Source organism: Pseudomonas sp. PS01297 (assembly GCF_029959305.1).
Classification (GTDB): Bacteria; Pseudomonadota; Gammaproteobacteria; order Pseudomonadales; family Pseudomonadaceae; genus Aquipseudomonas; species Aquipseudomonas helleri.
The window spans coordinates 1-12,312 of the sequence record NZ_JASCPQ010000131.1; the positions used below are offsets into that span (position 1 = coordinate 1).

Annotated in this window: 14 protein-coding genes; 4 read left to right on the forward strand and 10 right to left on the reverse strand. The window is 60.6% G+C overall.

The genetic code is table 11. The features are described from left to right. Positions 1 to 125 precede the first annotated feature (125 nt). The 5 genes from QMX84_RS24285 to QMX84_RS24305 form a co-directional block, all read right to left on the reverse strand. Positions 126 to 902, reverse strand: a complete 777-nt coding sequence (locus QMX84_RS24285) for an SDR family oxidoreductase (RefSeq protein ID WP_282364979.1) — start codon at positions 900 to 902, stop codon at positions 126 to 128. Beyond that, on the reverse strand, positions 899 to 1,762 hold the full coding sequence (locus QMX84_RS24290; RefSeq protein WP_282364980.1) for an amidohydrolase family protein: 864 nt from the start codon (positions 1,760 to 1,762) through the stop codon (positions 899 to 901). Before QMX84_RS24290 ends, QMX84_RS24285 begins: the two co-directional genes overlap by 4 nt. Positions 1,763 to 1,795: 33 nt before the next feature. Then, complete coding sequence (locus QMX84_RS24295) at positions 1,796 to 3,073, reverse strand: L-fuconate dehydratase (protein ID WP_048370685.1); 1,278 nt, start codon at positions 3,071 to 3,073, stop codon at positions 1,796 to 1,798. A 13-nt stretch (positions 3,074 to 3,086) separates the two neighbouring features. Continuing rightward, complete coding sequence (locus tag QMX84_RS24300) at positions 3,087 to 3,935, reverse strand: fumarylacetoacetate hydrolase family protein (RefSeq protein WP_282364981.1); 849 nt, start codon at positions 3,933 to 3,935, stop codon at positions 3,087 to 3,089. Between the two features lie 133 nt (positions 3,936 to 4,068). Next, complete coding sequence (locus QMX84_RS24305) at positions 4,069 to 4,809, reverse strand: SDR family oxidoreductase (protein ID WP_153391087.1); 741 nt, start codon at positions 4,807 to 4,809, stop codon at positions 4,069 to 4,071. 268 nt (positions 4,810 to 5,077) lie between these two features. Here QMX84_RS24305 and QMX84_RS24310 point away from each other — a divergent pair, with 268 nt between their 5' ends. Next, a complete protein-coding gene (locus QMX84_RS24310) occupies positions 5,078 to 5,839 on the forward strand; it encodes a FadR/GntR family transcriptional regulator (RefSeq protein WP_048370678.1) in 762 nt (253 codons plus the stop codon). Here QMX84_RS24310 and QMX84_RS24315 read toward each other — a convergent pair. Further along, entirely contained in the window at positions 5,833 to 6,099 is a 267-nt protein-coding gene (locus tag QMX84_RS24315; RefSeq protein WP_048370819.1) for a hypothetical protein, read from the reverse strand. The genes QMX84_RS24310 and QMX84_RS24315 overlap by 7 nt on opposite strands. Before the next feature lie 273 nt (positions 6,100 to 6,372). Between QMX84_RS24315 and QMX84_RS24320 the strand changes: the two genes are divergently transcribed. Beyond that, the gene (locus QMX84_RS24320; RefSeq protein ID WP_282364982.1) at positions 6,373 to 7,716 is read left to right on the forward strand and encodes an MFS transporter; all 1,344 of its coding nucleotides are present in this window, start codon (positions 6,373 to 6,375) and stop codon (positions 7,714 to 7,716) included. A gap of 63 nt (positions 7,717 to 7,779) precedes the next feature. Here the strand turns inward: QMX84_RS24320 and QMX84_RS24325 are convergent, their stop codons facing one another. From QMX84_RS24325 to flgA, 4 genes are all read right to left on the reverse strand, one after another. Next, entirely contained in the window at positions 7,780 to 8,472 is a 693-nt protein-coding gene (locus tag QMX84_RS24325) for a flagellar brake protein (RefSeq protein WP_153330132.1), read from the reverse strand. 134 nt (positions 8,473 to 8,606) lie between these two features. After that, positions 8,607 to 9,074, reverse strand: a complete 468-nt coding sequence (locus tag QMX84_RS24330; RefSeq protein WP_048370672.1) for a flagellar protein FlgN — start codon at positions 9,072 to 9,074, stop codon at positions 8,607 to 8,609. 49 nt (positions 9,075 to 9,123) lie between these two features. Next, positions 9,124 to 9,453: a flagellar biosynthesis anti-sigma factor FlgM gene (gene flgM / locus QMX84_RS24335; RefSeq protein ID WP_048370670.1), complete on the reverse strand. Its 330-nt coding sequence runs from the start codon at positions 9,451 to 9,453 to the stop codon at positions 9,124 to 9,126. A gap of 140 nt (positions 9,454 to 9,593) precedes the next feature. Continuing rightward, positions 9,594 to 10,364 (reverse strand): flagellar basal body P-ring formation chaperone FlgA, encoded by a 771-nt coding sequence (flgA, locus tag QMX84_RS24340; protein ID WP_178113871.1) that lies wholly within the window; start codon positions 10,362 to 10,364, stop codon positions 9,594 to 9,596. A gap of 74 nt (positions 10,365 to 10,438) precedes the next feature. Here flgA and QMX84_RS24345 point away from each other — a divergent pair, with 74 nt between their 5' ends. Then, entirely contained in the window at positions 10,439 to 11,371 is a 933-nt protein-coding gene (locus tag QMX84_RS24345) for a chemotaxis protein CheV (RefSeq protein ID WP_282364983.1), read from the forward strand. A 45-nt stretch (positions 11,372 to 11,416) separates the two neighbouring features. After that, complete coding sequence (gene cheR / locus QMX84_RS24350) at positions 11,417 to 12,244, forward strand: protein-glutamate O-methyltransferase CheR (RefSeq protein WP_282364984.1); 828 nt, start codon at positions 11,417 to 11,419, stop codon at positions 12,242 to 12,244. Positions 12,245 to 12,312 lie beyond the last annotated feature (68 nt).

A 12,312-nucleotide genomic window follows, 5' to 3' on the forward strand; every position in this document is an offset into this window, starting at 1 on the left:
ACTTGCATGGATCATTTCTTGTGGGAGCCGGCTTGCTCGCGATGGCATCTGTGCGGTGGATCAGGCAGCGCGCGTCGCCTGTATCGCGAGCAAGCCCGCTCCCACAGGGGCAGTGCATGGGTGGCTCATGTCAGTGCCCGGTCCAGGTGGGTGTAGCCGCCGTCGACCACCAGCCATTGCCCGGTGGTGTGGGAGGCACGGGGGGATAACAGGAACAGCACGCTGTCGGCGATTTCTTCTGAAGTAGTCATGCGCTGGCCGAGGGGGATTTTCTCGACGATGCTCGCCAGCTTGGCCTGCGGGTCGTCGAAGCTGTTGATCCAGCGCTCGTACAGCGGGGTCATGACCTCGGCCGGGATGACTGCGTTAACCCGCACGCCATCGGCCAGCAACGAGGTGGCCCACTCGCGGGTCAGCGACAGTTGCGCGCCTTTGGCGGCGGTGTAGCCGCTGGTGCCGCCCTGGCCGGTGAGGGCGGTTTTGGAGCTGATATTGACGATGGAGCCACGGCTGGCCTTGAGCGCATCGACGCACAGGTGGGTCATGAGGTAGTAGTGGATGAGGTTTTTTTCCAGCGACTCGACAAAGGCCGAGCGCCCGGCGTCCAGGCCCACGCTGTCATTGACGCCGGCATTGTTGACCAGCCCGTCGATGCGCCCGAAGCGTTGCAGCACGCTGGCGACAGCGGCGCGGCAGGCGTCTTCGTCGCGCAGTTCGACCTGCACAAACAGGCTTTGTGCGCCGCGTTGATCCAGTTGCCGGGCGAGTTCATCTGACAGCGGGCTGTGGCCGAAAATCACCGGGATCGCGCCCTCATCGGCCAGCCCCAGGGAGATGGCGGCGCCAATGCCGGAGCCGCCGCCGGTGACGATAAAGACCTTGTCTTGCAGATGCAGATTCATCGTGTCACTCCTTCAAGCCCGTAGAGGGAGCAGGCGTTGGCGCCCCGGATCGCCGCTTGTTCAGCGGCGCTCAGGTGCTGCAATACGCTGTCGACCAGGGTGTGGGTGGTGCGGTAGTCGCTGGCCAGCAGGCACACCGGCCAGTCGGAACCGAACATCAAGCGTTCAGGGCCGAACAGGCGCAGTGCGGTGTCCAGGTACGGAGTCAGTTGCTCGGGCTGCCAGTGCTGCCAATCGGCCTCGGTCGCCAGCCCCGACAATTTGCAACTGACATGCGGCAGCGCGGCCAGCGGCGCCAGTTGCTCAGCCCATTGGCGCAGGTTGTTGGCCTGCACGTTTGGCTTGGCGAGGTGGTCGAGCACCAGGTGATGCTGGTCATGGCGCTGGCACAGCTGCGTCGCGGCGCTCAGGTCGCAGGCCTTGATCAGCACTTCATAGACCTTGCCCTGGCGCTGTAACGTCGCCAGGCCACGGTTGAAGTCGGCCCGTTGCATGAACGCGGCAGGCGCGGGTTCGTCTTGCAACTGATGACGAAACCCGCGCAGCACCGAGACCTGCGCCCAGCGTTCCAGTGAGTGTTCAAGGTCGGCGGCGCACAGGTCGACCCAGCCCACCACGGCGCGAATCCACGGGTATTGCCCGGCCAACTGCAACAGCCAGTCCGTCTCGCTTTCGCAGGCGCGGGCTTGCACGGCAATGCAGCCGTCGAGCCCGGCCTGATCGAGCAAAGGGCGCAGGTCGTCGGGCATAAAGTCGCGGCGCAAGCCGGGCATGTCGTGGCTGATCCACGGGTAACCAGCTGCGTCATACCGCCAGAAGTGCTGATGCGCATCCAGGCGTGGTGGCTGTGTGGACGACATTGTTGTTGTACTCCGTCCCTTCAAAACGCTGGTTCAACCCCGATAGCGGTACTGCTCACGGGAGGCGGCTTTCATCTGGATCGAGAAGCCCGGCGCCTGTGGCGGCATGTAGGCGGCGTCGCGGATCACGCAGGGGTCTTCGAAGTGTTCGTGCAGGTGGTCGACAAACTCCACCACACGGCCTTCGTGGGTGGCGGCGATGCACAGGTAGTCGATCATCGACAGGTGCTGCACGTACTCGCACAGGCCCACGCCACCGGCATGCGGGCAGACCGGCAAGTTGTATTTGGCGGCCATCAGCATGACGGCCAGCACTTCGTTGACCCCGCCCAGGCGGCAGGCGTCGATCTGCACCACGTCGATCGCTTCGCGCATGATCAGTTGCTTGAAGACGATGCGGTTCTGGCACATTTCGCCGGTGGCGACCTTGACCGGGCTGACGCCCAGGCGGATTTTGCGGTGGCCTTCGACATCGTCCGGGCTGGTCGGTTCTTCGATAAACCACGGCTGGGCGAACGACAGCTCACGCACCCAGTCGATAGCCGCGTCGACTTCCCAGACCTGGTTGGCGTCGATCATCAGCTTGCGGTCCGGGCCGATCACTTCGCGGGCAATGCGCACGCGGCGGATATCGTCTTGCAGGTCGTGGCCGACTTTTAATTTGATGTGCGAGAAGCCCGCGTCGACGGCTTCCTGGCACAAGCGACGCAGCTTCTCGTCGGCGTAGCCCAGCCAGCCGGCCGAGGTGGTGTAGCACGGGTAACCTTTAGCTTCGAGCAGGGCCAGGCGCTCGGCTTTGCCGTGGGCGCGCTCGCGCAGCAGGGTCAGGGCTTCGTCGGGGGTGATGCAGTCGGTGATGTAACGAAAATCAATGCAGCGCACCAGTTGTTCAGGGCTCATGTCGGCCACCAGACGCCACACCGGCTTGCCTTCGGCCTTGGCCCAGAGGTCCCAGGCGGCGTTGACCACCGCCCCGGTGGCCAAGTGGATGGCGCCCTTGTCCGGGCCGATCCAGCGCAGTTGGCTGTCGCTGGTCACGTAGCGCCAGAAGCGGCCCATGTCTTCGGCGATCCACTCAAGCTTGAGGCCGACCATCAGGCCCGCGAGGGCTTTGATCGAAGCGCAGCAGATCTCGTTGCCACGGCCGATGGTAAACGTCAGGCCGTGGCCTTCGAGGTTCGGGGTGTCGGTTTCGAGGATGACGTAGGCCGCGGAGTAATCCGGGTCCGGGTTCATCGCGTCCGAGCCGTCCAGCGATTGCGAAGTGGGGAAGCGAATGTCTTCAACCCGTACAGCAGTAATGGTAGTCATGGCGTTCTCCGGCTTATTCGGCGTCGACGGTGCGTTGGTTTTGTTCACCCAGGCCGCTGATGCCCAGGCGGATGTGCTGGCCCGCACGCAGGTACACAGGGTCTGGTTTGACGCCCAGGCCGACGCCGGGCGGGGTGCCGGTAGAGATCACGTCGCCGGGTTGCAGGCTCATGAACTGGCTGAGGTAGCTGACGATTTTAGGGATCTGGAAAATCATCGTGCGCGTGTTGCCGTTTTGATAACGCTTGCCGTCGACTTCCAGCCACAGGTCGAGCTGGTGCGGGTCGGCGATTTCATCGCGGGTCACCAGCCATGGGCCGAGCGGACCGAAGGTGTCGCAGCCTTTGCCTTTGTCCCAGGTGCCGCCCAGTTCCAGCTGGAACTCGCGCTCGGACACATCGTTGATCACGCAATACCCGACCACGTGTTCCAGCGCGTCGCTTTCGCTGATGTAGCGGCCGCCTTTGCCGATGACCACACCCAGTTCGACTTCCCAGTCGGTCTTGCGGGAATTGCGCGGGATTTCGACGTTGTCGTTCGGGCCGACGATGGCGCTGGTCCACTTGTTGAACACCACCGGCTCAGCCGGGATGGCGGCACCGGTTTCGGCGGCGTGGTCGGCGTAGTTGAGACCGATGCAGATGAACTTGCCGACCTGGCCGACGCAGGCGCCGATCCGTGGCGAGCCTTGGACGAGCGGCAGGGTGGCCGGGTCGATGTCTTGCAGGCGGGCAATGCTTTGCGGGCTGAGGGTGTCGCCTGCGATATCCGTGACCACTGCGGACAAGTCACGCAGATCACCGTTGTTATCGAGCAGAGCGGGACGTTCCTGGCCTTTTTCGCCGTAGCGCAGCAGTTTCATAAAGAGTCCTCGAAATAGGTAATCACATGTGTGGGAGCGGGCTTGCTCGCGATTGCCTCAGCGCAATGCTTCAGACAAACCGAGTCGCCAGCATCGCGAGCAAGCCCGCTCCCACACAGTCAAAAAAGGGCTGTCAGTTGCTCCAGCCGCCATCAATGATTTGTGCGGTGCCGGTGGTGAAGCCGCTGGCGCTTGAACCCAGGTACAGGGCCAATTGGGCGATTTCTTCGGCGGTGCCGATGCGGCCCATGGGTTGGCGGGCGGCGAAGGCGGCGTACACCTCGTCCACGCTGCGGCCTTCGCGTTCGGCTTGCTCGCGGATGCGCTGGCGCAGGGAAGGGGAGTCAACGGTGCCGGGGCAGATGGCGTTGCAACGGATGTTCTGGCTGACAAAGTCTGCCGCCACCGAGCGGGTCAGGCCGATCACCGCGCCTTTGCTGGCGCAGTAAGCAAAGCGGTTTGGCACGCCTTTGACGCTGGAGGCCACCGAGGCCATGTTGATGATCGAGCCGCCGCCGTTGCTCAGCATGCCCGGCAAGAAGGCGCGGATCATGCGGTACATGGCGGTAACGTTGAGGTCGAGGGCGAAGTTCCAGTCTTTTTCGCTGCATTCCAGGATGTTGCCGCTGTGCACCACACCTGCGCAGTTGAACAGCACATCCAGCGGGCCAAGCTCGTTGGCCAGGCGTTCAATGGCGGCGGCATCGGTGACGTCCAGAACAATTTTGTGAGCGCCTGTAAGAGCGTCGAGGGCGCCAGCATTGATGTCGGCGGCGAAGACTTCGGCGCCAGCGGCGAGGTATGCCTGGACACTGGCGTGGCCAATGCCTTGGGCTGCGGCCGTGATCAGCACGCGTTTGCCGGAAAGATCCATGGGTACTCCGTAACGATGTGATTGTTTTTATTGTTGGCCTGAACCCTTCGCCATTGTGTCTTTTGGACTAATGGTCAGGCCATTGCGGGCGTAGCAACTGGCAAAACGACGCAGCGTCGGGATACGTTTTTAGCTATGATCCCTGTACGTTATCCATCCAATGGTCAGGCCATTGAACCTTTTTTAGCATGCACCTCACGCTTCAACAAGTGACTTTTTTTCCAAAAAGCGCTCGCGAGCCGTTGCACAGACCAGAGCCAATTTCACGATGCCATTCCAAGTTATTGATAACCAAAGACTTTATCGGCAGATCGCCGATCAGTTGCGGGCCTTGATCGACAGCGGTGAATTCCCGCCGGGCAGTCGGCTACCCGCCGAACGCGAATTGGCCAAGTTATTGGGCGTGAGCCGGGCATCGGTGCGTGAAGCAATGATTGCCCTGGAAGTGATCGGCCTGGTGGATGTGCGCGTTGGCAATGGTGTGTTGGTGTGTGAGCCGCCGGTGCAGGCGGTGTCCAATGAGCCGGTGATGGCCCAGGCCACCCGTGATCAATGGCGCGAACTGGACCCTGAGCTGGGCATTGCCGTGGATTTCAGCGCCGAGATCCCGCCGTTCGCCTTGCTCCAGGCGCGGCGCTTGATCGAGCCCGAAGCGGCGGCGCTGGCGGCCGTGAACGCCAGCGATGAAGAACTCGCCGGGATCCGCGAAGCGTTTGAGCGCAACGTACAAGACAACCGCGAGGGTTCGCACACGCACCCCGGCGACCGCTTGTTTCATATCCGCATTGCCCAGGCGTCGGACAACCCGGCCTACGCATTGATGATTCAGCACTTGCTGGGGCACAGCTACGGCAGCATGTTCCAGCGCCTGCAAAGCCACTACACCTCAGATGACATGCCGCACCGCTCGGAGGACGAGCACCGGCGCGTGCTCCAGGCACTGGAGCAACATGACCCGCAGGCAGCGCGTCAGGCCATGGCCGAGCATCTGGATGAAGTGATCCGCATCTTCAGCCGCAACGCTCAGTAAGGCTCAACTTCCAGCCAGGATTCGGTGACGCGGCGGTCGAGTGCTTCAAAATCGGCCATGCCGATCACGCGGGTGGTGTTGAGGCCGCGCAGGTAGCCTTTAAGCTCATGGGCCATGGCATGCAACTTCTCGGCGTCGGCAGGTTCAGCATGCAACGCGTGCTCGTACAAGGTCAGGTAGTCGTCTACACGGTCGCGGTACTCAGGCAGTACCGCTTCACGGATCAGGTCGAAGGTTCGCAATTTTTGATTTTTATTCAAGTGGCACCCTTTGTCGGTTGAGGGGCTGCTGTTTTGGTAGATCGCGGCTTGAATGTATCTCACGTCCGGGGGTGGTATCCAGAGGTGGGGTAACAGGGAGGTGCTGGAGGGTTTGAGAAACGGGTTGCGCTGCAACCCTTCGCAGCCTGCGGCAGCGACTACTTGTTTTTTTGAAGGTGTACTGCGTATTTTGGTGGCTTGGGCTTAGTCGTTCAGGTCGCCACTGCCTGTTTGAATCCATGGACCATGCACAAGGAGCCGTACGGAAAGCCAATGCGCCAAATCTGGAAGTCGTTTCGAGCGTTGTATTTTGCCTCGCTGATGATGTTGATCGGCTCAGGTTTGTTGAGCACCTACCTGGCGTTGCGCCTGGCCGCCGATGACGTCGACGGCTTATGGGTCGGTGCCTTGATGGCGGCCAACTATTTTGGCCTGGTGCTGGGCGGCAAGCTTGGGCACCGGCTAATTGCCCGCGTGGGGCATATCCGGGCGTATGCGACCTGCGCCGGGATCGTCGGCGCGGCGGTGTTGTGCCACGGGTTGACCGACTGGCTGCCGATCTGGCTGCTGCTGCGTCTGATCGTCGGCCTCGGCATGATGTGCCAGTACATGGTTATCGAGAGCTGGCTTAACGAGCAGGCCGACGCCAAACAGCGCGGCGTGGTGTTCAGCCTGTACATGATCGCCTCGTACCTGGGGCTGGTGCTCGGGCAACTGATTCTGGTGGTTCACCCGCAACTGGGCCTTGAACTGCTGATGCTCGTAGCCATGTGTTTTGCCTTGTGTCTGGTGCCGGTGGCCATGACCCGGCGCATCCACCCGGCGCCGTTGCGGCCCGCACCCATGGACCCTAAATTCTTTATCAAGCGGGTGCCGCAATCGCTGATCGCGGTGATGGGCGCAGGCCTGTTGATTGGTGCGTTCTACGGCCTGGCGCCGCTTTACGCCTCGCAGCAAGGGTTGTCTACCGAGCTGGTCGGTTGGTACATGGGTTGCTGTATTTTTGCCGGGTTGCTGGCGCAATGGCCGCTGGGCTGGTTGTCGGACCGCTATGACCGGCCACTGCTGATTCGCGTGTTTGCGCTGTTGCTGTGTGCGGCGGCGTTGCCGCTGGCGATCTTCCCGCAAGTGCCTGTCGAGGTGCTGTTTGTGGCGGGGTTCTTGAGCGCATTGCTGCAGTTTTGCATCTACCCGCTGGCGGTGGCCTTCGCCAACGACCACATCGAAGGCGAGCGCCGGGTGTCGCTGACCGCCATGCTTCTGGTTACCTACGGCGTGGGTGCCAGCGTTGGCCCGCTGGTGGCCGGGGTGCTGATGAAAGTGCTGGGCAGCCATATGCTGTATGCGTTTTTCAGCTTCACCAGCCTGATTCTGGTGTGGCGCATTCGCCCGAACGCGGTCACCAACCTGCACCAGGTCGACGACGCACCGCTGCAACACGTTGCCATGCCCGACAGCATGTCCACCTCGCCCTTGGCCGCAGCGCTTGACCCGCGGGTCGATGAGCAGGTGGTGCAGGAGCAAATGGTGGAAGGAGTCGAGCCAGAAATTGAGCCAGAAATCGAGCCTGAAGTAGCCCCGGAGTTCGGCGGCCCCGAGGTCGACCCAAAACTGTAGGAGCGAGCTTGCCTCGCGATCTTTTAAACATCAAAAGATCGCGGGCAAGATCAGGCCGGGCACTCAGTAAAAATCGTCATCCTTGTCGAACCGGCGGGCATCGCGCTGCAACTGGTAAACAAACCGCTCGACCTGGCGCTGAACCGCACCGCTGATGTTGTGAAAGCGCATGCCGGCAAAGGTGATGTTCAGCCGCTCTTCGAAGTACAGATGGCGCAACTCGACCGGGGTGGTCATGTGGCCAAAGGGCAGGGCGGCGCTGAAGCGCTCGTACACCTGGCCCAGCTGGATGAGCTCGCTGATGTCGCCCTCAAAACGCAATTTGCAGCCGGTGGCTGACACGTCCAGCAATTTGCCCTTGATGGCTTTGCCGAGCTTGTCGCCCGCCACGTTGACGTCCACCAGGTGCGCCAGTTTCAGGGCCGCGCGGAACGCATTGCGGCGCTGGTGGTAGATCACTTCTTTGGGCAACGCGCCGTGATAGCAACGGTGCGGGCCGCTGTCGTCGATGCTCAGCGGGGTGTTGCATTCCCAGGCAATGCGCACGCCGTCGTGGAAACCTTCGACCCGAAAAGGAATGCCTGCCGCCAGAAAACGCTCGCCGTCCCGTGGGACCATTTCGTCCAGGGTCATGAGCTGGTTGTCACGGTCTACGTCCACCATGTAGCTCTGAAAACGTTGGGTACGGTCGTTGAAGGTGATGATCAGCGGGTCATGGCTCTCTTGCAGCATCCGCAAATTTGAGGCGATCTCCATCGGCGTCGTCAGCACCTTGGGCGGTTGCGGAGCATCTTGGGCATCTAGCACGGGTCGTCAATCTCCAGACAAAAAACGGCAACACGCAAAAAAGGGCATTCTGCCATCATGCTGCGGGTGTAGATAGTGCAGGCTCAGGCCTGGCTGTAAGCGCGGTGTTTGTTGAGGAGCGAGGTGGTGCCGCGCGCGTCGTACAACGATGGCGTTTCGCCGCCGTGGAGGATGCGCAGTTGGTTGGCGGTGATCGCCTGTTGGGTCTGGATCGACTGGCCGTTCGCCTGGTTGGCGGCGTGGCACTGAGCCAGCAACTGGTTCAGCAACTCGCTTTGGCTGAGCAATTGATCGCCGACGCTGGAGTGGCTGGCAAGGCTTTCGAGGCCGCTGCGATTGGTCGGCAAGCCGAGGCTGGCAAGGATTTCGCTGCGTTTGCGGCCATGCTGCTCCAGCAAGATAACCAATGAATGCTTGCGCGCCAGAATGTTTTCCAGCAGCACCATGTCGCGCCCCTTGAGGGCGACAGATTCGTCCTGCAACAGGCCCAGCAGTTGCTCGGCAGGTGCCAGGTCGTCATTGATCAGTTGCAGCAGATTCTCGTCGTGCATGTCGGGCTCTAGGAATTAGGCGTCCAAAAGCCTGGCACCGGCCCTGGGCCTAGCGCTCGGCTTCGATATTCAGCAGTTTGCCGGCAACCTTGTTGCTGTCGACGGTGTAACTGCCCTCGGCAATGGCTTGTTTCAACGCGGCCACACGTTCTTTGTTGACCACTGGCTGATCGCGCAGCGAATCGCTGACTTTCTGCAACTGTTGAGCTTGCGGGCTCAGGTGCACAGATTCCCCGCTCGCGGCTTCGGTGCCGGTGTTTTCAGCGGTTTTGGCTGCAGGGGCCGCTTGCGTGGCGCTGCCTGCTTCCTGGTTGGCGTTGCTGCGCGTGCTGCCGGGCAGGGGCGGGGCGCTGTTGAGACGACTAAAGTCGATAACCATAACGAAAAACCTCTGGGTATTTGGACGCTTGCCTTGTTTTCGGCCAAACCCGAGAAAACTTTAGGCCCGATTAATCATAGCTTCACACAACGCTGTACTGATCTGTGTCAACGCCGGCTGAGAGAAACACACCAAGCGCTCTACAACGCGACTTCAACCTGACCTGGCGCCGTCACGCGGGCCTTGATGATCCGGTTAGAATTCAGGTTTTTAACCCGGATCTGCTCGCTGAGGCCGCCATCGGACAGCGCTTCGCCGGGCATTTTGACACTTAATGTGCCACTGCGGGCACTGATAATCACGTGGTCACCCTTGCGCACCGTTGCGGCCTGCTCCAGGTGCGTGAGTGTCAGCACTTGGTCGGAAACCACCGGGCGCAGCAGTTTTTGCCCCACCGCCAACTCCACGGCGGTGAGATACCCCTGGCTGATCAGGCCGACATCGCGCTCGCGCAAGGTCACATCACCATAGTCGATAATCGCCCCGCGCTTGAGTGGATGCGTGACCGTGACCACATCTCGGAATAACTTGACCTGTGCCGGTACAAAGATGGTCCACGGCGAGCTACCTTCACAGCGTACCCTGACCGTCACGCGGCCCATGGGCTGGGCAGGGCTTTCGAGGGTGGCTGTCAAATCCTTGTCGCAATGCGCCAGGCGCACGCGCGGGTCTAGCTGATTGACCTGGATCTCGTAGCGGCCCTCAATTTGCCCCGTGGCCAAATAGTCTTCGACGGTGAACTCAAGAAACCCCTGGGTCACGCCGATAAGCTGGTCAGGTGAGGTAAACGTGTCGGCACCGGCAGGTGTGCCTACACTCAGCAGGCACACGGGCGCGAGCAGGCGCAGTGCGCAGCGACGCAAGGGCTGAAAGCGTGATCGGTGGCAGGTTTTTGTCGTTTTCGGCTTCATGGCGGATAAATAGCAAAGCCCGTGCCGTTTACCGGGCAGCGTGTCGCAACTTAACGATTTTAAAGGAGCTGAGTATGGCTGGGGTGATGGATGCGGTTAACCAGCGCACTCAACTGGTCGGGCAAAACCGCCTGGAGCTGTTGCTGTTTCGTCTGGATGGGCCGCAGCTTTACGGGATCAACGTGTTCAAGGTTCGTGAGGTGCTGCAATGCCCCAAGTTGACGTTGATGCCCAAATCCCACCCGGTGGTGTGCGGTGTGGCCAGCATTCGCGGTGCAACCATCCCGATTCTCGATCTGGCGATGGCCACCGGCGCGGGCGCTCTGAAAGACCAGAGCAATCCGTTTGTGATCATCACCGAATACAACACCAAGACTCAGGGCTTTTTGGTGCGCTCGGTGGAGCGCATCGTCAACATGAATTGGGAAGCTATACATCCGCCACCCAAGGGCGCCGGACGTGACCATTATTTGACAGCTGTGACTCAACTGGACGATCAGTTAGTCGAAATCATCGACGTTGAAAAAGTGCTGGCTGAAGTGTCGCCCTCACCGGAAACCATCTCTCACGGTGTGGTGGACGTCGAGACCCAGGAAAAAGCTCTGTCGTTGCGGGTGCTGACCGTGGATGATTCGTCGGTGGCGCGTAAACAGGTCGCTCGTTGCCTGCAATCGGTGGGGGTTGAGGTGGTTTCACTCAATGACGGGCGCCAGGCGCTAGAGTACCTGCGCGCGCTGGTTGATCAAGGCAAGGACCCGGCGTACGAGTTTTTGATGATGATTTCGGACATCGAAATGCCCGAAATGGACGGCTACACCCTGACCGCCGAGATCCGTAACGATCCGCGGATGAAAGACTTGCACATCATTCTGCATACGTCGTTGTCCGGTGTTTTCAATCAGGCGATGGTCAAGAAAGTCGGTGCGGATGACTTTTTGGCCAAGTTCCGCCCTGATGACCTGGCATCCCGGGTTGTCGACCGGATCAAGGCAGCAGATCACAGCTAGGGGCAATGCCCGTGGCGATCAATAGGTTTTTAGAGGCACGATCACTTGTCGACGGCTAATTTGGATTTTGAACAATTCCGGGTCTTCCTGGAAAAAGCCTGTGGCATTTTGCTCGGTGAAAACAAGCAATACCTGGTCTCCAGCCGTCTTAACAAACTGATGGAACAGCAGGGGATCAAAACCCTGGGCGAGCTGATTCAGCGCATCCAGAGCCAGCCGCGCAGTGGCTTGCGCGAGCAGGTGGTCGATGCCATGACCACCAACGAAACCCTGTGGTTTCGTGACACCTACCCCTTTGAAGTGCTGAAAAACAAAGTCCTGCCCGAACTGATCAAGGCCCATCCGGGCCAGCGCCTGCGCATCTGGTCGGCGGCGTGCTCGTCGGGGCAGGAACCGTACTCGCTGTCGATGGCGATTGATGAGTTCGAGCGCAGCAACCTGGGGCAATTGAAAGCGGGCGTGCAAATCGTTGCCACCGAACTGTCCAGTTCGATGCTCAACATCTGCAAAAGCGGCGAATACGACAACCTGGCCATCGGCCGCGGCTTGTCGCAAGAGCGCTTGCAGCGTTACTTCGAGCCCAAAGGGCCGGGGCGCTGGATGATCAAGGCGCCGATCAAAAGCCGGGTCGAGTTCCGCCCCTTCAACCTGCTGGACAGTTACGCCGGGTTCGGCAAATTCGATGTCGTGTTCTGCCGCAACGTATTGATCTACTTCTCGGCCGACGTGAAAAAAGACATCCTGCTGCGCATCCACAGCACCCTGAAACCGGGTGGTTACCTGTTTTTGGGGGCCTCCGAAGCGCTGAACGGCTTGCCGGAGCACTACCAGATGGTCCAGTGCAGCCCTGGGATCATCTACCAGGCGAAATAAACGCTGCCCCTGTAGGAGCGAGCTTGCCTCGCCAACTTATGATCATTTAAAAGAACTCGAGGCAACCT

What these genes read in the sequence shown, in the direction of transcription:
- QMX84_RS24310 (WP_048370678.1), top strand. Translation starts at nt 5,078, where the DNA reads ATGCCATTCCAAGTTATTGATAACCAAAGACTTTATCGGCAGATCGCC.
- flgM (WP_048370670.1), bottom strand. Translation starts at nt 9,453, where the DNA reads ATGGTTATCGACTTTAGTCGTCTCAACAGCGCCCCGCCCCTGCCCGGC.
- QMX84_RS24325 (WP_153330132.1), bottom strand. Translation starts at nt 8,472, where the DNA reads ATGGAGATCGCCTCAAATTTGCGGATGCTGCAAGAGAGCCATGACCCG.
- QMX84_RS24300 (WP_282364981.1), bottom strand. Translation starts at nt 3,935, where the DNA reads ATGAAACTGCTGCGCTACGGCGAAAAAGGCCAGGAACGTCCCGCTCTG.
- QMX84_RS24330 (WP_048370672.1), bottom strand. Translation starts at nt 9,074, where the DNA reads ATGCACGACGAGAATCTGCTGCAACTGATCAATGACGACCTGGCACCT.
- QMX84_RS24285 (WP_282364979.1), bottom strand. Translation starts at nt 902, where the DNA reads ATGAATCTGCATCTGCAAGACAAGGTCTTTATCGTCACCGGCGGCGGC.
- QMX84_RS24345 (WP_282364983.1), top strand. Translation starts at nt 10,439, where the DNA reads ATGGCTGGGGTGATGGATGCGGTTAACCAGCGCACTCAACTGGTCGGG.
- QMX84_RS24305 (WP_153391087.1), bottom strand. Translation starts at nt 4,809, where the DNA reads ATGGATCTTTCCGGCAAACGCGTGCTGATCACGGCCGCAGCCCAAGGC.
- QMX84_RS24290 (WP_282364980.1), bottom strand. Translation starts at nt 1,762, where the DNA reads ATGTCGTCCACACAGCCACCACGCCTGGATGCGCATCAGCACTTCTGG.
- flgA (WP_178113871.1), bottom strand. Translation starts at nt 10,364, where the DNA reads ATGAAGCCGAAAACGACAAAAACCTGCCACCGATCACGCTTTCAGCCC.
- QMX84_RS24295 (WP_048370685.1), bottom strand. Translation starts at nt 3,073, where the DNA reads ATGACTACCATTACTGCTGTACGGGTTGAAGACATTCGCTTCCCCACT.
- QMX84_RS24320 (WP_282364982.1), top strand. Translation starts at nt 6,373, where the DNA reads ATGCGCCAAATCTGGAAGTCGTTTCGAGCGTTGTATTTTGCCTCGCTG.